This window comes from Moorena sp. SIO3I8, from assembly GCF_010692325.1.
Lineage (GTDB): Bacteria > Cyanobacteriota > Cyanobacteriia > Cyanobacteriales > Coleofasciculaceae > Moorena.
The window spans coordinates 1-17,539 of the sequence record NZ_JAAHHW010000038.1 but is presented as its reverse complement, the minus strand read 5'-3'; the positions used below and the strand labels follow the sequence as shown (position 1 = coordinate 17,539).

Annotated in this window: 16 protein-coding genes; 8 read left to right on the top strand and 8 right to left on the bottom strand. The window is 44.1% G+C overall.

Annotated features, from left to right (window positions below; translation table 11 throughout):
• Nucleotides 1-184 precede the first annotated feature (184 nt).
• The 6 genes from F6K51_RS16435 to F6K51_RS16410 form a co-directional block, all read right to left on the bottom strand.
• A complete protein-coding gene (locus F6K51_RS16435) occupies nucleotides 185-1,666 on the bottom strand; it encodes a family 10 glycosylhydrolase (RefSeq protein WP_293021865.1) in 1,482 nt (493 codons plus the stop codon).
• A gap of 649 nt (nucleotides 1,667-2,315) precedes the next feature.
• Complete coding sequence (gene psb27, locus F6K51_RS16430; RefSeq protein ID WP_364301414.1) at nucleotides 2,316-2,720, bottom strand: photosystem II protein Psb27; 405 nt, start codon at nucleotides 2,718-2,720, stop codon at nucleotides 2,316-2,318.
• A gap of 362 nt (nucleotides 2,721-3,082) precedes the next feature.
• On the bottom strand, nucleotides 3,083-3,913 hold the full coding sequence (gene pstB / locus F6K51_RS16425; RefSeq protein ID WP_293021863.1) for a phosphate ABC transporter ATP-binding protein PstB: 831 nt from the start codon (nucleotides 3,911-3,913) through the stop codon (nucleotides 3,083-3,085).
• Nucleotides 3,914-4,010: 97 nt separating this feature from the next.
• A complete protein-coding gene (gene pstA / locus F6K51_RS16420; protein ID WP_293021861.1) occupies nucleotides 4,011-4,919 on the bottom strand; it encodes a phosphate ABC transporter permease PstA in 909 nt (302 codons plus the stop codon).
• Nucleotides 4,919-5,929: a phosphate ABC transporter permease subunit PstC gene (gene pstC, locus F6K51_RS16415; RefSeq protein ID WP_293021859.1), complete on the bottom strand. Its 1,011-nt coding sequence runs from the start codon at nucleotides 5,927-5,929 to the stop codon at nucleotides 4,919-4,921. The genes pstA and pstC overlap by 1 nt, the downstream gene beginning before the upstream one ends.
• 282 nt (nucleotides 5,930-6,211) lie before the next feature.
• Complete coding sequence (locus F6K51_RS16410) at nucleotides 6,212-7,180, bottom strand: PstS family phosphate ABC transporter substrate-binding protein (RefSeq protein ID WP_293021858.1); 969 nt, start codon at nucleotides 7,178-7,180, stop codon at nucleotides 6,212-6,214.
• 206 nt (nucleotides 7,181-7,386) lie between these two features.
• Between F6K51_RS16410 and bioB the strand changes: the two genes are divergently transcribed.
• From bioB to F6K51_RS16385, 5 genes are all read left to right on the top strand, one after another.
• Nucleotides 7,387-8,535: a biotin synthase BioB gene (gene bioB / locus F6K51_RS16405; RefSeq protein WP_293021944.1), complete on the top strand. Its 1,149-nt coding sequence runs from the start codon at nucleotides 7,387-7,389 to the stop codon at nucleotides 8,533-8,535.
• A 37-nt stretch (nucleotides 8,536-8,572) separates the two neighbouring features.
• The gene (locus tag F6K51_RS16400; protein WP_293021857.1) at nucleotides 8,573-9,157 is read left to right on the top strand and encodes a biotin transporter BioY; all 585 of its coding nucleotides are present in this window, start codon (nucleotides 8,573-8,575) and stop codon (nucleotides 9,155-9,157) included.
• Between the two features lie 82 nt (nucleotides 9,158-9,239).
• Nucleotides 9,240-9,383: a hypothetical protein gene (locus F6K51_RS16395; RefSeq protein ID WP_293021855.1), complete on the top strand. Its 144-nt coding sequence runs from the start codon at nucleotides 9,240-9,242 to the stop codon at nucleotides 9,381-9,383.
• Nucleotides 9,383-9,886 (top strand): signal peptidase II, encoded by a 504-nt coding sequence (gene lspA / locus F6K51_RS16390; RefSeq protein WP_293021854.1) that lies wholly within the window; start codon nucleotides 9,383-9,385, stop codon nucleotides 9,884-9,886. Before F6K51_RS16395 ends, lspA begins: the two co-directional genes overlap by 1 nt.
• An 852-nt stretch (nucleotides 9,887-10,738) precedes the next feature.
• Nucleotides 10,739-11,245 carry a transcriptional repressor gene (locus tag F6K51_RS16385; protein ID WP_070393137.1) on the top strand — a complete coding sequence of 169 codons (507 nt, stop codon included), beginning with the start codon at nucleotides 10,739-10,741 and terminating at the stop codon, nucleotides 11,243-11,245.
• Nucleotides 11,246-11,269: 24 nt separating this feature from the next.
• Here F6K51_RS16385 and F6K51_RS16380 read toward each other — a convergent pair whose 3' ends face one another.
• The gene (locus F6K51_RS16380; protein ID WP_293021850.1) at nucleotides 11,270-12,289 is read right to left on the bottom strand and encodes a dipeptide ABC transporter ATP-binding protein; all 1,020 of its coding nucleotides are present in this window, start codon (nucleotides 12,287-12,289) and stop codon (nucleotides 11,270-11,272) included.
• A 94-nt stretch (nucleotides 12,290-12,383) separates the two neighbouring features.
• Entirely contained in the window at nucleotides 12,384-12,998 is a 615-nt protein-coding gene (locus F6K51_RS16375; protein WP_293021848.1) for a TetR/AcrR family transcriptional regulator, read from the bottom strand.
• Nucleotides 12,999-13,227: 229 nt separating this feature from the next.
• Between F6K51_RS16375 and F6K51_RS16370 the strand changes: the two genes are divergently transcribed.
• The 3 genes from F6K51_RS16370 to F6K51_RS16360 all read left to right on the top strand — a co-directional run bounded on the left by F6K51_RS16370 (nucleotide 13,228) and on the right by F6K51_RS16360 (nucleotide 17,260).
• Nucleotides 13,228-13,824, top strand: a complete 597-nt coding sequence (locus tag F6K51_RS16370; protein WP_293021846.1) for a hypothetical protein — start codon at nucleotides 13,228-13,230, stop codon at nucleotides 13,822-13,824.
• 61 nt (nucleotides 13,825-13,885) lie between these two features.
• Nucleotides 13,886-14,404: a hypothetical protein gene (locus tag F6K51_RS16365; RefSeq protein ID WP_293021845.1), complete on the top strand. Its 519-nt coding sequence runs from the start codon at nucleotides 13,886-13,888 to the stop codon at nucleotides 14,402-14,404.
• A 432-nt stretch (nucleotides 14,405-14,836) separates the two neighbouring features.
• The gene (locus F6K51_RS16360; RefSeq protein ID WP_293021844.1) at nucleotides 14,837-17,260 is read left to right on the top strand and encodes an ATP-binding cassette domain-containing protein; all 2,424 of its coding nucleotides are present in this window, start codon (nucleotides 14,837-14,839) and stop codon (nucleotides 17,258-17,260) included.
• Nucleotides 17,261-17,539 lie beyond the last annotated feature (279 nt).

The following is a 17,539-nucleotide window of genomic DNA, read 5'->3' as shown; positions in this document are numbered from 1 at the left end:
GAGGGGGCTGATAAGGGTAGGTTTTTAACAAAGACGTGAGTATGGGGTGTAGGGTGTGTCGAAGCGATGCAGCAGCTTCATGAGGGGGTTGGGGTTGGGTTTGACCCTGATCTAAAAAACCTACTCCCTACTCCCTACTCCCTACTCCCCTCAGGTCATAAGTACCTCAGTCAAGGTCGAACTGCTATAATCTGCAAAACTTTCGCTCGCGGTCAAATTCTGGATTTTGCCAAGAGAAAGCAAAATGGCTGACTGAGTTAATTTGTGGTGTCACTCGGCGCAATGCCTGCATCTGGTTTTCTAGGGAAGGACGATTTTTTATGGATCTTCCCCAAGTTCCTGCTAATGCTGGTTTTACGTCTGTTTCCGACGATGCCCACTTAAACACCCGTTTGACTAAATTGGCAATACAACCGGTGTGACCACAAACACCATAAGACATGGGATGCCATTCCAGGGAACGGGGAAAATGTTCCCAAGGCTGTAGTCTCGAATCATAACCCATGCGACCTACAACTTGGTTGCCATCAGGGAAAAACACTGCACCGGCTTGTACCCCAGCTCGCTCTGCTGCCAATTCACCTAATTTGAGAAAGTCTAATATCCCTTGGGCAGCGTGAGCAACACTGAGTTGCCACAACTGCCATTGTATAGTTCGAGTACTCTCTCTTGGGGAAGGAGTGCGACCTTGCCACAGGGGAGTTTTTTCATCAGGGTAGAGCTTTTTGACAGCTTTTATATCCCTAGTACTAATGGAACCCTTACTCAGATAGCGCCGAATTAGCTCCTTACCTTGATTGTTACCAGCCCGTTGATACAGGGCTTGCTTAGCTGCATCACTGTAAATCCAAAGATCCTTGACACTGCTGGCCACAGACTGGGAACCTGAACCACGGGGATAGCGAATGTAGTCGAATAAAATCCCATCGGGGCGTCGCTTTAATACACCCTTAAGCATCTCATAGTAGTCTACCTGGGCTTGTCGATTATAAGGGTCGATAAATACTTGAGAGCCATTCTTAACTACCGACAAACTGGTCTCTCCCCGACCATTGCGGGCAAGAATCTGTTGCCGCTCGGCACGATGACCGTAGGTATAACCAAAATTCATGGTAAACATCCAGGCATATACCTGCAAACCCCGCTCACGACCTTTTTGAATCGCCTGGGCTAATAAATCTACGTTCTCATTCCCCGGTTGTTGTATGACTGACGGCCAAGGAGTACGATTATCTGCCTTTGGTAACAGGACGCGACCATCGTAAAATACTTCAACGTAGACTTGATTGTAGCCTTGGTTAACAATACGGTCGAGGGTTTCCTCAAGGGCTCCAGGACGAGCATCACAGGGATATAAGCGCACCCAAATGGCTTGATTCTTCGGCCAGGTTTGGGAACGACACTGCTGTAAGAAACTGGCGTGTTCCTGGATAATGGTTTGGTAGCTGATTTTAGAGTTTGAGTTGTCCTTTAAGGAATTAACTCTTAAGCTTTCTTTTTGAGCGATCGCTTCCTGAGTAAAGTGGCAATAAGCTTTTGTTTTTGCCTCAGCGGTTGGTACCAACCAACACTGACTCAACAGACTACTTCCTACTGCAAAGGCGGCAATCAAGCTACGATGTAGACCTTGCCGGTGTTGCCTCCGTTTAACAAAACTGTTATACATTCCTAGAAACACTACAAAAGAACAGAAAGTTAGCCAAAAGCCAGCTAACTCATCCCCGATTGGTTCAATATTTTTGAAATCTGCCCCAGGTGCAGCATCAGGGATTCTAAACGGATACTACGAGAGGGTCAGCAAGTCACTAACTCGTTTTCATCCCCGCCGTTATTGCACAGGGGTTTTTAACTGGGATTTTTGGTAAAATTAGCTTTAGCTAGTTATTATATGGTTTAGGGATAGAAAGGGAAACACCAAGGGAGGGGTCAGAGGTAAATCTATATCGTTTTATTTGATGCATATATCATTAAATTTGTCAAGCAAGTTTGATTATTGTCGATTATTAGCTAACTAAAGCCCTAGTAGTAGTGATAAACCATATAATCATTAGTCTAACCCCTAACCGCGCTTCGGCTGGCATTATCTTTAACTGTTTTCAGCTCTCTTACCTACTGTTCCGGAAAATTCTTACTTATAATGAGAGTTAGGGGGAGAGCAGATCAAAAAATTGGCCAAAACTTTGAGATCATCGATAATCCTACCCTCCCTTACCTGGGATGTTCTCAAGAAACCTGAAGATAGGACAGGTTTCTACTCGCAGTTTTTTTGTTAACCCAGGTTATGCCTCGCCTACAATAGGCGAGGTATCGACAGCTTAAGCGCCCCGTTTGAGAGAACGCTCTACTTGGGAAAATTCCTGCTCTAGACGATCCTTCACCTTTTTCGGTAAAGGGCGATTGGGATAGGAACTGTAGTAACCAGCCAAGGAATTGACAGCAGTTCGCATGGTAGTGAAGGAATTAAGGGTAGACACAGATCTATCTCTGCGGTAGCGCGAAGCATAGTCATTCATCAGTAGAGTTGCTTTTTCACGAATTGCCGTCTTATCTGGTGAATCTTCTGGTAATTCAAGGGCTTGTCTTAATTCTTGTAGAGCAATTATTGTATCCTGACGGTAATCTCCTGTTAAGCCTGTACCACTTGAGGCACAACCAGTTAAACCGATAACCATAACCAGTACCAGGGCAATAAAACCTGATAAGTAGCGCTTTATTCGCATGATTGACAACAAATCCAATTTTATAATCAGATTTGATCCTATCTTGAATTGGTACTGGGGGGATCATCGCCATCAGAAAAAAAAATCCCACGGGCCTGTTGCCATGGGATGTGTAGTCTCATCTCAAATCTCCGATGAGTTGGGTTTAAAACCCAAGGTTTCGCTCGATGTTAGGCGTTGCTTAATCTTCTTGTGAATAGGAGTAGAGTGGGCATCCTGCCCGCCCGAAAATATATTGAAACTGGCAAGATGCCAGTTCCACGCAAGATGCCCATTCCACGCAAGATGCCCATTCCACAAAACTCTTAAAATCATTCCATTATTAAGCAACGCCCCATGTTAGGGCAAAATGTTAGGGGGATTTAGCCGAAACGCCCACTAACATAGTCCCTGGTTGCTTCCTGCTGAGGATTTTGGAAGATGACTTCAGTTCTATTGAACTCTACTAAATAGCCTTGTTTGCCACCTGTTTCCGTTGCCCTAGCGTTATAGAAAGCGGTCATGTCTGCTACTCGGGTAGCTTGTTGCATGTTGTGGGTAACGATAACAATGGTATATTTTTCTTTGAGCTCGTGCATTAGTTCTTCCACTTTGAGGGTGGAGATGGGGTCAAGAGCGGAGCAAGGTTCATCCATCAACAACACTTCTGGCTTAATGGCTAAGGCGCGAGCAATACACAAACGCTGTTGTTGACCGCCAGATAGAGACAGACCACTCTGTCTTAGTTTATCTTTGACTTCATCCCAGAGGGCAGCTTGTTGAAGACTGCGCTCCACTAATTCATCCATGTCCCCTTGATAGCCGTTAATCCGGGCTCCAAAGGCAATATTTTCATAAATGGATTTGGGAAAAGGGTTTGGCTTTTGGAATACCATGCCAATGCGGCGACGTACTTCTTCAATGCTGTTGTCAAACTTTTTATCATAGAGATTTTCCCCATGGAAGGTAATTCTACCTGTCACCCGTGCTCCCGGAATCAGGTCGTTTAAGCGATTAAAACACCGCAACAAGGTGCTTTTTCCACAACCGGACGGTCCGATAAAGGCAGTAACTTGGTTTTTGGGAATATCTAAATAGACATCTTTGACTGCTAAAAATGATCCATAGTAGACGGAAACCTTTTCAGCCCGTAAAACCGGATCTTGTACTTCTACAGACGAAGTTGTGCAGTCCATAACTTGGTTATAATTCATATTTAAATCTTCTGTGGAATTGTAAACTTTTGAAATCAAAACTGAAAAATTTTCCATCCCTTTGAATCTGTATTTTAATAGTGGGTATATTGACTTTTTATCTATTGCTTTGGAATTTATTTCGCAGGAAAATTGCTCCGGCATTCATGACCAACAGCACTACCATCAACATCACAATTCCCGCTGCTGCGTTAGTGTGAAAGGCTTCTTGGGGACGGGAGATCCAGTTGTAAACTTGAATTGGCAGTGCAGTAAATGGATCTTGTGGGTTCATGGGCGGCCTGGTAATGAAGCTCAAGGCTCCAATAGTAATCAAAGGAGCAGTTTCCCCAATTGCTCTTGACAGTGCCAAAATGGTTCCTGTCAGGATACCAGGTAAAGCGAGAGGAAAAATATGCTCTCGAATCACTTGCCAGCGAGTTGCTCCTAAGGCATAACCCGCTTGACGCAAACTATTGGGAATTGCCCGTAGACTTTCACGGGTGGCAACAATAATGATGGGCAGAATTAACAACGATAGGGTTAGGGCACCAGTTAGTATGCTCCTACCATTAGTAATGGGAGCCAACCACCGAACAAACACTTGTAAACCCAATAAGCCGTAAATAATTGAAGGTACAGCAGCTAGGTTAGCGATGTTGATTTCAATAATCTGGGTCAACAGGTTGTCAGTGGCATATTCTTCTAAGAAAATACCCGCCCCTACTCCCAAGGGAAAAGAGACCATTGCTGTTATCACCAACAGCCAGACACTACCGATTAAAGGAGGAAAAATACCAGCTTGGTCTGGTTTACGGGAGGGAGGACTGCTGATAAATTGCCAATCGAGCCGGGGCAGACCATCCTTAAAAACTTCAATCAGCAATACTGCCAGTATGAATAACCCAAAAAAGATGGCAACCCAGGCCGCAAAGGCGAAGATTTTATCAAAGTTGTAGCGCTTGGGTAGCGCGAGGTTGAAGTAACCTGGGGAATCGTCTCCTTGAGGTTTTAGGTCTTGTGCCATTAGTCGTATTTCTCCCGAAAGCGGCGGACAAACCAAAAGCTAAAGATATTTAGGGCTAAGGTCAGTAAGAACAGGGTCATGCCTACAGAAAAAATAGTTTTGTAAGCTAGGGAACCTGCTGGTGTATCTCCTAAGCTCACCTGAACAATATAGGCTGTCATGGTCATCACTGGTACTAGGGGATTTAGTCCCAAGGTGGGATTTTGACCGGCAGCAATGCTAACAATCATGGTTTCACCTACAGCACGGGAAACTGCTAGTACAAAGGAAGCAACAATTCCAGATAATGCTGCTGGTATTACTACTCCGATGATGGTTTCTCGTTTAGTTGCCCCCAAGGCATAAGCACCTTGTCTTAAACTGTTGGGTACAGCATAGATGGCATCTTCACTGAGGGAAGCTATCATAGGAATAATGGCTATTCCTAAAACAATCCCAGCGCTTAAGGCATTGAATCCTTTTAACTCGGGAATAGCAAATGACTCGGGAATAAATGGTATAACCCGACCAATAAATGCTATACCCCAATTAATAAGATCAATACAATCTCTTAAGCGGGGGCTAACTACCATCAGGGCGAAGTAACCAAATACCACTGTAGGAACCCCTGCTAATATTTCTAGGGCAGGTTTGAGCCAGCGACGGATACCACTAGATGCATATTCACTCAAGTAGATAGCTGCAAGCAATCCCAGAGGTAATGCCACCATCAGCGCGATTACAGAGGTCAGGAAGGTGGCACTAATCAGCACAAAAATGCCAAACTTCGGATTAGGAAACAAGGGAGTCCATGCTTTATCACTCAGGAATTTCAAGAGTGATACTTCTTGGAAAAATCCTACTGTTTCAAATATTAGGGTTAGAACAATGCCGATGGTAGTTGCGACAGAAACCAAGGCAAAGGTAGCAAAAATTATTTTTACTACCAGTTCTACCCGCTTGTTTAACTGCCGGTTTGGTCGAAACATCTCAGAGTCTGATGACTCAAAAGATGAGGGAGTGGTAGACATCAGTAAAGTATTAAGTGTGAAGGAGCAAGTTTGAAGGAGCAAGTGTGTTCGCTTGATAGCATTATATTAGGGTAGGATGCAGTGCGAATGCTAAAGGATAAAGGATGAAGGCTCAATTGTGAGAAATTAAGTGTGAGGAATCAAGTGTGAGGAATGAAATAATTCTACTCATAGGTGTAGTGGTGATATCTATCAAGGTGACTTACAAGGTGACTTAGCAACTTGGTTCTTTTCAGCCTTCAGCCTTCAGCCTTCATCCTTTAATGCATCCTTTACTATTATTTATTTCCCTTTCATCAATAGCTGTTTCACTTTGGAGCCTTTAGGAGCATTAGAAAAGACTGTACCAACTTTGCCATCGCTAAAACGCTTTCTCACCAACATCATAATGTCTTCTGGCATGGGAACATAGCCAACTTCTGAAATTAATTTGGAATTTGCTGCTGCCAACTGATACTCTACAAATGCTTTAACTTCAGGTTGAGTTGCAGCCTCTTTATTGACGTAGATAAACTCTGGGCGAGCTAGAGGTTTGTAACTTCCATCGGCAATAGTTGCTGTGCTAGGAGCAATGCAACCACTTCCTCCATTAATCTTTAAAAGTTTGAGTTTATCTTTGTTTTCTTCGTAGTAGGCGTAACCAAAGAAGGCTAGTCCACCCTTATCATTCGATACCCCTTGAACAAGCAAATTGTCATCTTCACTAGCGGTATAGTCGCCCCGAGAGCCCTTGTCTTTACCAACCGTGTTTTCCATAAAGTAGTCATAGGTTCCCGAGTCAGTTCCTGGGCCATAAAGTCCTAGTTTGGTATCAGGGAAACCAGGACGAATTTGCTTCCAGTTTTTGATTTTGTCTTGAGCTGCTGGCTCCCACATTTTTTTGAGTTCAGAAATTTTTAGGCAGCTAGCAAAGTTATTTTCTTTGTTAACTACTACAGAGAGTCCATCAAAGGCGATGGGTAATTCGATGTACTCAATTCCTCCCTTCTTGCAAAGTTCTATTTCTGATTCTTTGATCGGACGGGAGCCGTTGGAAATATGGGTTTCTCCAGCACAAAATTTCTTGAATCCACCACCAGTACCAGAGACACCGACATTAACAAGGATTCCCGGATTGGCTTTCTGGAACTCTTCCGCCATTGCCTCAGAGATGGGAAATACAGTGCTGGAACCATCCACCTTAACTTTAGGGCTTGAACCACCACAGGAGGTAATCCCCATGGCTAAGGTGGTGATCAATGCTATTGACAATAAATTATTCTTTTGAGACAACATGGAATTGGCTTGATTTTTTTAGGCGTCACAGCCGGAGTGTACCGCTCTACCATAAAGAGTAGGTTAAGCATTAGGTTAAATTATAATTAAGAAAAGGTTAAATTTTGAGTTGGTGTAGTAGGTTTCACTAGCTAACTTACTCTAAGGTGGTATAGTGAGGGGTGCCTTTAAAGCTGAGATATGTGGGAGATACTGTGGTTCAAGCACCTTTGTCAACTGCTGTAGGTGTATCTGTAGATTTATCAAGTACACCAGCAAGTACACCAGCAAGTACACCAGAACAATGCTCAACATCCCCAGCATCCCTGAATCAGTGGCTGCAAAAGCTAACTGAGGGGATTATTGCAGGCGATCGCATTACTAGAGAGGAAGCCTTAGCCCTGACCAAACTGGAAGGGCAGGATAATATATTGCTGCTGTGCCAAGCAGCTGACAAAGTGCGCCAAGCCTGCTGTGGTAATACCGTGGATTTGTGTAGTATCGTCAATGTCAAATCTGGTGGTTGCTCAGAAAATTGTGGCTTCTGTGCCCAGTCGGCTCACCATCCTGGCGTTGATTCCCCGATTTATGGTCTTAAGTCTAAGCAAGAGATAATGGCTCAAGCTAAGGCAGCTGAAGCGGCTGGAGCCAAACGTTTTTGCCTAGTGAGTCAGGGACGTGGACCAAAGTACAGTAGTCCTAAATCGAAAGAGTTTGAACAAATTCTGGAAACGGTACGGGAGATTATTGCCGAAACAAGCATTAAGCCTTGCTGTGCTTTGGGAGAAGTCACCTCGGAACAAGCCCAAGCCCTGAAAGAAGCTGGGGTAACTCGCTACAACCACAACTTAGAAACCTCAGAGCGGTTTTTCCCAGAAATTGTCACTACTCACAGCTGGCGCGATCGCGTCGAGACGATCCAGAACTTGAAATCAGTGGGGATTCAAGCCTGCACTGGTGGGATTATGGGCATGGGGGAAAGCTGGGCAGACCGAGTGGATTTAGCTCTAGCCCTGCGGGAGTTAAAGGTGGAATCAGTACCCCTGAATTTGCTCAATCCTCGCTCTGGAACCCCTTTGGGAGAATCTGGGAAGCTAGACCCCTATGAAGCACTAAAAGCGATCGCAATTTTCCGGATGATCCTACCTGAGCAAATCCTGCGCTATGCTGGTGGGCGAGAAGCTGTGATGGGTGAATTGCAGGCAAAAGGGCTAAAATCCGGAATCAATGCTATGCTGATTGGACACTACCTCACCACTCTGGGACAGCCACCAGAGCAAGACCACGCTATGCTGGACTCTTTGGGTCTAACCGGTGGTGAAGCTCCGATTCCCGGAGAATATAACTCTTAGAATAAATAGCCAGAATAAATAGATTATCGATGTAACTGTGTCTGCTCCCAATGAGATTTTGTGGGCCATAATTGGTTTGCTGCTGACCATCGGCGGCACGTTTCTAGAAGCCTTCTTTGTCTCCAATCCACCCTGGGATTGGTCAACTCAAGGTGTTCAAACTATATCCTTAGGGGTTACCTATCAGATTGGAGCAGTCCTACTAGCTGCTTGTTTAGGAGGCAGAAATGCTGGTGCTCTTTCTCAAATTGCCTATGTTGTCATCGGCTTGAACCTGCCAGTCTTTACTCAAGGTGGAGGTATTGGCTATATCAAAGAACCGAGCTTTGGATACATACTAGGCTTTATTGCTGGAGCCTGGGTGTGTGGTTTTTTAGCCTTTCGGGTACAAGCACGAGTCGAAACATTGGCCTTTAGCTGCCTGTGTGGTCTACTAACCATCCATACCTATGGTGTCGGCTATTTGATGATTTTCCACGGCATCAATTGGTCAGTGCTTGGGGCTATGCCTCTCATGGAAGCGATCATGAAATATACCATTTCGCCTTTACCGAGTCAGCTAGTGGTAGTTTGTTCTGTCACCGTTGTGGCATTTGCTCTACGGCAGTTAATGTTTTATTAAAAGTCATTGGTCAAAATACAATTGTTAATTGATAAGGGTTAATTAACAAAAAACTAATCACTAAAGGACTTACCCACCCTTGATGCGTAAAACGACTTTGACACTCCCTACTCCCTACTCCCTACTCCCTACTCCCTACTCCCTACTCCCTACTCCCTACTCCCTACTCCCTACTCCTAGTAAGTACCTGACCCAATCAATAAATGCTATCATGACTAATGACTAATGAAAAAAAACCCCCTGTGTTGGTTTGCTGCTGCTATTGGTCTGATTCTGGATCAGCTGACTAAATATTGGGTGGTGCAGAATTTTGAATTGGATGAGACTCTACCCCTGTGGCAAGGAGTGTTTCACTTTACCTATGTGACTAATACTGGTGCCGCTTTCAGTCTCTTTAGTGAAGACGGCAGCTGGTTACGCTGGCTTTCCTTAGCTGTGAGTCTTGGTTTAATCGCCCTAGCTTGGTTTGGGCCAAAGCTGATTAGGTTGGAACAGCTTGGTTATGGCTTCATACTGGGAGGAGCATTAGGGAATGGCATAGACCGTTTTTTCAACAGTTGTTTGGTAGATAACCAGACAGTCACGGGTTGCGTTGTGGATTTCCTCCATTTTCGGTTGATTAACTTTCCGGTATTTAATGTGGCCGATGTGTGTATCAACCTAGGTATTGTCTGCTTACTTATTGCAAGTTTTAAGCATCAATCGCCAAAATCTAGGGAGAGGGGTTAGTAAACAGCACAAGAAAACGTCGCAGAGTCTACCAAAAACTCCTCAGGGGGTGACAAGCTAATTGAAAATCTTACAGGGGTTAGGTTTTAGGGGTTAGGTGTTAGGTAAAATTGTCAAGCGGGATGGATTGATTAAAACTATCATTGACGTTGTATGGTGAAAATTGCTTCAATTCCTGGGAAATACAAATGACTCATTGCTGTAATTTCCCCAATACCTAAAACCTAAAACCTAACACCTATCTAGGTTTGAGCTTTGTTGTCACCCCGTGAGCAAAAACTCTTATTATTTGTTAGACTTAAATTAGGGTAACACCGACAGGGATTATTATGTAACTTAAATTAAAGCCGAAAACCAAGGGTTTAATAGTTGCGCTCTCTATCCCGGTGGAACCAACTTTGTTGACATTTTTATGGCGCTCGCGGGATATTCCGTTAGAGCTTTGGGAGATACCCCCTGGATGTGAAAGCATCTTGCATTGGCGGACTAAAGTTTATCTTGGTAGACTTTGGTAGCTAAAAAGTATCGGGCAATAACATAGTCATAACATACAAGCCACAATACACAAGGGTTATGGTCAATCTGCTTCCCTAACCCTGTTCCCTGTCTTCCCTCTGTTCCCCCTTTTTCAGTTATTCGCCCTTTTCCTAACTTATTTGCCAAATCCCGATCGTAAAGCTGGATTTGGTATTTTCGTTGTATCCCTGTATCAGAGCTCGATCCGTGCCTGGCCTATTCTCAAAAGTAACCAATAATCCTTTACTATTTATTCTCAATTAGGAAATTTTCTTGCAAGTGAGAGAAATAATTATTTAATATTGTCAATAATGGCTCGTTTTTGAGAGGGTTACCATGGCTAACTATACTGCCGCTTCACTCAAGGCCGAACTCAATGCTCGAGGTTGGCGTATGACACCGCAACGGGAGACCATTCTCCACGTTTTCCAAAATTTACCGAGAGGAACCCATCTGAGTGCTGAGGAACTTCACGAATTGCTCGACCAGCGAGGAGAAGGAATCAGCTTATCTACAATTTACCGCAGCGTTAAGTTAATGTCACGGATGGGCATCCTGCGGGAATTGGAATTGGCAGAAGGGCATAAACATTATGAACTCAATCAGCCTTTTCCCCATCATCACCATCATCTGGTGTGTATTCAGTGTAACCAGACCGTTGAATTCAAGAATGACTCAATCTTGAAACAAGGGATGAGGCAGGTGGAAAAAGAAGGGTTGCAGCTGATTGATTGCCAGCTGACCATTCATACCATTTGCCCAGAAGCCCTGCGGATGGGATGGCCTTCAGCTCTACCGAGCAATTGGCGTTGCTCTCGATCCATTGCGATGGACGAACATTAGTTTTGTGAGTGGTTAGTCGTTTTGTCAATGGACTAAATGACAGGCAACATAATGTCCTCTACCTGCATCTTTAAACTCTGGTTCTGGGTCTTGCCGACAAGTATCCATTACCATGGGACAGCGAGTGTGAAACCGACAACCTTTGGGGGGATTGCTCGGGCTTGGTACATCCCCTGTTAGGATAATACGTTCCCGTTGACGCTCAAGTTCAGGGTCAGGAATTGGTACGGCTGAGATTAATGCTTGGGTATAGGGATGCAAGGGGTTCTCATATAAACAGACGCGATCTGCCAGTTCTACTATTTTGCCTAGGTACATTACTGCCACCCGGTCAGAAATGTGGCGCACTATACTTAAATCGTGAGCAATAAATAGATAAGTTAATCCAAATTCTGCTTGCAACGACTGCATCAAGTTAACCACTTGGGCTTGAATGGATACATCTAAAGCAGCAATCGGTTCATCACATACTATAAAGTCAGGGTTTAACGCTAAGGCGCGAGCAATCACAATCCGCTGACGCTGACCCCCAGAGAATTCGTGGGGATAGCGATTGATAAACTGGGGATTGAGTCCTACGACTTCTAGTAAGGACTGGACTCGTTCTTGTTTTTGTTTACCGGTGGCTAACCCATGGATTTGCAGGGGTTCACCGACAATACTTCCTACGGTCATGCGGGGATTGAGGGAAGCATAGGGGTCTTGAAAAATCATTTGCATCCGGCGGCGCATCTGGCGCAGGGATTCAGGGTCTAGCTGGGTTAGGTCGATATTTTCAAAGTAAACATGACCGGCTGTGGGACGGTATAGTTGTAGGATCGCTCGTCCAGTGGTACTTTTGCCACAGCCAGATTCTCCTACTAAGCCTAAGGTTTCGCCACGGTTGATCTGGAAGTTGAGTCCATCGACAGCTTTGATGGAGCCAATTTGCTTTTGCCAGATGATTCCTTGGGTGATAGGGAAGTGCATCTGTAGGTTTTCTATGTGTAACAGACTGTTGTTTTTTGGGTTGGGCTTGGGGTTGTCTAGCTGTGCTGCTGTCATGTGATTGTTTAATTCTTAATCGCAATCATATTAGTCTTTTGGTTAAGGTTCACATGCCATTGCTTTAATGTTTGACAATACAAACTTGTCTTGATTAAGAATTAACAGAGCCAGGAATAGCATGGGTAGACAGCAACTCGTTAACGTAGCGCCGAATTACAATCTGCTGCTGGTCAGGGCTAAGGCGTTTGGCTTGAATCAGGGAGTCGAGGCTAACCCCATTCACTAGGGCTAACAGGGCGTTGGCTTCTAACTCTGGCTCTATGTTAGCTCGAATCAGTTTGGCTGACTGTAGAGCTTTCAACTCTTGAATAATCACCTCACGGAGCTGAGCAGCACTCTGTTGATGCTCAGCCATCAAGGCTTCTCGTCCAATGGCATACCCCAAAAAAGCGACCCAGACCTTGAGAATATCTTGCCGTTGAGTGTCTAGTGGCAAAAACGCAGATAGCATTTCTACTAGTCGATCCACTCCCCTAGCGTGCTCTGTTGCAGTCTGCATGGTTTTTTGCAGACGCTGAGTTACTTGATTAAGGGCAAAGAGAATCAGCTCCTGCTTATCTCGAAAGTGGTGAGTAACAACTCCCGTGGTGCAACCCAGCTCTTGGGCGATCGCCCGCATACTGGTGCGATCTAACCCTTCTCGGACAATAACTCGCCAGGCGGCTTCAGAAACTTCAAGGCGGCGATCCTGTTGGGACATGAGCATCAAAGGGAACTATAGCAGAAGTCAGAAGTCAGAAGTCAGAAGTCAGAAGTAAAACTATTGCGCTTACTTAGGTTTGAGACTTTTGTCATGTCCGCGCCTGCCCTGCCGACTACTATAACCAGATATACACCAGATATAAAGTCGGACAGAAACACAGTGTCAATGTCTATTGACAGTTTATCATAACAGTTGTTATGTTAACAAGAACAACTGTTATGAGGTTAAGGTAATGCACTCTGAGCTGACTTGTCCTTCCCCTCGCTCTGGTCTGAAAGGTTTGCTTGATCGCTTCACCGGACCAGGGGCAACCCAAGCTGAGTTGCTCATACAATTTGTACCGTCGCTGGTGGCTTTGGTAGCAGCTCCAACCTACGCCCTGACCCTCCCAATACAGTGGACCCCGTTGCAATTAGGACTGATCGCTGTTCTTGCCCTGGATTTAGTGGGGGGTGTCCTCACCAATGCTACCTCCACGGCTAAGCGTTGGTATCACCGACCGGAACAGGGTTGGCAGCAGCATTTAGGATTTGTGTCTGTTCATGTCATCCATGTCTTGTTAGTGGCCCTGCTCTTTCGTGGGGGAGATTGGGGATTCTTTATTGGTGTGTCCAGCTACCTGTTGGGGGCATCGGTCTTGATTTTGCGGTCTCCCCTCTATCTTCAACGTCCAGTGGCGCTAGGGCTTTACAGCTTAGGGCTGTTAGGCGATCGCTATCTATTTCCCCCAATTCCTGGTCTGGAATGGTTTCTGCCTTTGTTTTTTCTAAAAATATTGGTCAGTCATTTGCTTAAGGAAACCCCTTATCGCCCTAGGGAAACCCTATAAGATTTTCTGCGACTGATCTGTGATGTTCGACAGCAATAATTCTAGTTATGAGGTAATTACAATGACGATAACTATTAGACATCTGGTATCTGCACTCTTGGTTTTATCGTTTGGATTGTTGGCATCTCTTGTTCCTGGTGGTTTAATTGAAACAAGGAGTTTCTCACATATTGACCCGTTGATATTGGGTATATTTAATACCTTTTTAACTTCCCTAGTAATAGTCAGCCTTTTGATTGTTTACTTTATCTTCAAAGATTTGAAGTGGGCGTTCATTGTGTCTGGGTTATGTGGCATTTCCTATTTTATCGTATACGCCCTAGATTTAGGAACACTATTTCCAGTCTCGCCAGATCCCATGCCTCAGGCGCTATTTGTAATTGAAGTATTGGGAATGATTGTTTCTCTTCCTTTACTATTTATTTCTGTTCGCGGAGCTATGAATAGTAACAAGAGTAGTAACGATAAAGTAATAGCAAGCCAACCCTATTCAAAGACGTTTGTATATTTCGCTTTCTTTTTGGTTGTTGTTGGTGTTGGCATTATCACGTTTGCTACCAAATCCGCTATGGGTAGCTAACAGTGCCTAACATTCGTAAGTATTCAGCGGTCAGCTTTTGAATAACACAATTAACCATTATAGCGGTTTTCAATTAGGTGAGGTACATTTTTTGAGGGAGTAGGGAGCAGGGAGCAGGGAGCAGTGAAGTCAGAAGACGTAAGAGCTAAGAGCTAATAGGGTAAAAATCTTGTGTACCTCATTAGAATAAAAACCGCTATAGTTTAATCTGAGTTAAGGAAAGCTGACCGCTGACTGCTGACCGCTGACTGCTTAAGAATTAGAAGGAATAAGTTTGCTTTTTAGATCAATCCTATGTTTACATCTCAAATAAAAATTATATAGCGTTTATAATAGCTATGAGGTACATTCAATTTTATTAGCCCACGGCCTTAGCTCCCTAAAACCCTAAGGGCGAGGTACCTCATCCGATTGAGAGTGCTATATATTACAATGATATATCTAGAGCTAAACAATCAAGGTCAAGTACTTCGTTTTTCTCTTGAGAAAGGATTTTATCGATTAGGACGCGATCGCACTTGGTCAGATTTCGATATTCCTGAAAAAGGCTGGACTATTGTCTCCCAACGCCATGCTTTTCTGCTTCAAGAGGGAGAGGATTATCGCATCTTTGATGGTGATGGGGCAAATCCTAGTACTAATGGAGTATTTGTTAACCACACTCGTATCACTGATGGGTATCTTCTCAAACATGGTGCGGAGTTGACTATTGGACAAAATCCTCGGGACTACATTCGCCTCACTTACTTTAATCCTGGCCATAGTCAACCAAGGGTTACGCCAAATAAACGGCAGCTTTCCTTGGCAACTGTTCAAAATTGGCCAGTGCAATTGGGTCGTTCTCCTAATCCTGAACTTTCCCACTGTTTGCAATTAGATGCACCTACAGTTTCCACCCTTCACGCTACCATCATCAAAATTTCAGCAAGCAATTATCAGATTAATAATTATAGCAGAAATGGTACCTTTGTTAATGACAAATTAATCCATAAACCCGTTTTACTTAAGGATGGGGATACGATTCGGATTGGTCCGTTTATATTACTGTTGAGGCAGGATACTTTAGAATTAGTTGACCAAGGGAATCAAATCCGGATTGATGCTGATAAATTGCTGCGCCAGGTTAACAATAAATTAGGCAAAAAACGGACTATCCTGAATCAGGTTTCGATGCCCATTGAACCAGGTCAGTTAGTGGCGTTGGTAGGAGGTAGTGGCACTGGGAAATCTACGTTACTGAAAACTCTATTAGGAATTGCACCAATTACTAAAGGTACTGTATTTATCAATGGCCAAGATTTGCGACAGCATTTTAATCAGTACCGCTCACAAATTGGCTATGTTCCCCAAGATGATATTGTGCATCGGGATTTAACGGTAAAAGAAGTACTAACCTATGCCTGTGAATTACGATTACCACCAGATACTGATGTGAAACAGGTGGTGAAGCAAACTTTGTCACAAGTCAAACTGGATTTTGTGAGAAACACTCTTGTGGGTAATCTCAGTGGGGGACAACGGAAACGAGTCAGTATTGCTGTGGAATTATTGGCTGATCCGAAACTGTTCTTTCTGGATGAGCCTACGTCTGGTCTAGATCCAGGACTGGATAAGGAAATGATGCAGCTATTGCGAGAATTAGCGAATCAGGGACGAACAGTGGTGCTGGTGACTCATGCTACTGCGAATATTGACGTATGCGATCGCATTGCCTTTATGGGTCGGGGTGGACGGTTGTGTTACTTTGGTCCTCCCACAGAAGCGATGGACTTTTTTAAGATGCCATCTCCAGACTTAAGATACTTCCCTGATATTTACCTCAAGCTAGAGCAAGGGGAAACACCGGAGGAACTTGAGGAGAATAGTGAAAACTGGCATCAGCAGTTTCTCAGCTCACCTGGTTACAAGACCTACATTTCCGCACACCTCAGTCCTGGTCAAAGGTTGCTATCGACGTCAATCCCTAGCAAAAGTGCTGGTATTTCTGTTTTCAAGCAACTCAAGCAACTCAAACTCAAGCAACTGCTATTGCTCAGTCGGCGCTATTTAAAACTAGTAGTGCGGGATATGCGAAGTGTTGCCCTAGCCTTACTAACTGCTCCGATTGGGATTAGTTTGATTATTCTGACTTTGTCAGGGAAAGACCCTTTAGCTCAACTGAATTCTCCAGACATCACCCAAGCACCTCTAGCGCTACAAGTACTGTTTATTTTTACCTGTGCTGCCCTTTGGGTAGGACTATCTAGTTCACTGCAAGAAATTGTGAAAGAGTCCAGTATTTATGCCAGAGAGCGACTGGTTAATTTAGGGTTATTTCCCTATCTCGGTTCCAAAGTATTGATTCGGTCTGGCTTAGCTCTTTTACAAACTATATTGATTGTTACTATTGTACTCTATGGGTTTAAGTCACCTACCTCTGAACTACTGGATTGGAAACTTGGCTTGGGAATCACTACTTTTTTAACGATTATCGCTGCTACCAGTTTAGGTTTGATGGTATCGACATTGGGAAAAAATGAAAGTGAAGCCAATAATACTATACCATTAATTTTGCTACCCCAGATTATTTTTTCTGGAGTTATTTTTAAACTAAAAGGATTAGCCAGTACACTATCTTGGCTGATGGTAAGTCGTTGGTCAATGGGAGCTTACGGTGCCCTGGTAAATGTGAATAGTATGGTACCAGAACAGTCTTCCAGGTTCGGATTAAAGCTTCCCCCTCCTCCCTTTGAAGCAACACCAGTTTATGATGCCACTTGGCAAAATTTGATTCTTAATTGGCTACTACTGTGCTTACACACAGGGGTTTATTTAATAATCGCTTTTAAATTACAGAAGCAGAAGGATATTTTTTAGGAGTCGGGAATCGGGAATCGGGAATCGGGAATCGGGAATCGGGAATCGGGAGTCGGGAATCGGGAATCGGGAATCGGGAGGAGATGTAGGGTGGGCAGTGCTTACCTTGATGATTTTTAGGTTTTCAATTTATCTGAGGCACTGCCCACCAGCAGGGCTATTTCATTCTAAATATAAACAAGATATGGTATAATTGAGCGCAAATTTAGTCTAATCCATCTACTCTTGTGTCTCAAATCGCAATTATAGAAGCCTTTGCAGAGCTCGAAGACCCTCGTC

Excerpts from the sequence above, each read along its gene's own strand:
- F6K51_RS16395 (WP_293021855.1), top strand. The coding sequence starts at position 9,240 with ATGCGTAAAACGACTTTGACACTCCCTACTCCCTACTCCCTACTCCCT.
- F6K51_RS16370 (WP_293021846.1), top strand. The coding sequence starts at position 13,228 with ATGCACTCTGAGCTGACTTGTCCTTCCCCTCGCTCTGGTCTGAAAGGT.
- psb27 (WP_364301414.1), bottom strand. The coding sequence starts at position 2,720 with ATGCGAATAAAGCGCTACTTATCAGGTTTTATTGCCCTGGTACTGGTT.
- lspA (WP_293021854.1), top strand. The coding sequence starts at position 9,383 with ATGAAAAAAAACCCCCTGTGTTGGTTTGCTGCTGCTATTGGTCTGATT.
- F6K51_RS16375 (WP_293021848.1), bottom strand. The coding sequence starts at position 12,998 with ATGCTCATGTCCCAACAGGATCGCCGCCTTGAAGTTTCTGAAGCCGCC.
- F6K51_RS16385 (WP_070393137.1), top strand. The coding sequence starts at position 10,739 with ATGGCTAACTATACTGCCGCTTCACTCAAGGCCGAACTCAATGCTCGA.
- pstB (WP_293021863.1), bottom strand. The coding sequence starts at position 3,913 with ATGAATTATAACCAAGTTATGGACTGCACAACTTCGTCTGTAGAAGTA.
- F6K51_RS16360 (WP_293021844.1), top strand. The coding sequence starts at position 14,837 with ATGATATATCTAGAGCTAAACAATCAAGGTCAAGTACTTCGTTTTTCT.
- F6K51_RS16380 (WP_293021850.1), bottom strand. The coding sequence starts at position 12,289 with ATGACAGCAGCACAGCTAGACAACCCCAAGCCCAACCCAAAAAACAAC.
- pstC (WP_293021859.1), bottom strand. The coding sequence starts at position 5,929 with ATGTCTACCACTCCCTCATCTTTTGAGTCATCAGACTCTGAGATGTTT.
- F6K51_RS16365 (WP_293021845.1), top strand. The coding sequence starts at position 13,886 with ATGACGATAACTATTAGACATCTGGTATCTGCACTCTTGGTTTTATCG.
- pstA (WP_293021861.1), bottom strand. The coding sequence starts at position 4,919 with ATGGCACAAGACCTAAAACCTCAAGGAGACGATTCCCCAGGTTACTTC.
- F6K51_RS16435 (WP_293021865.1), bottom strand. The coding sequence starts at position 1,666 with ATGTATAACAGTTTTGTTAAACGGAGGCAACACCGGCAAGGTCTACAT.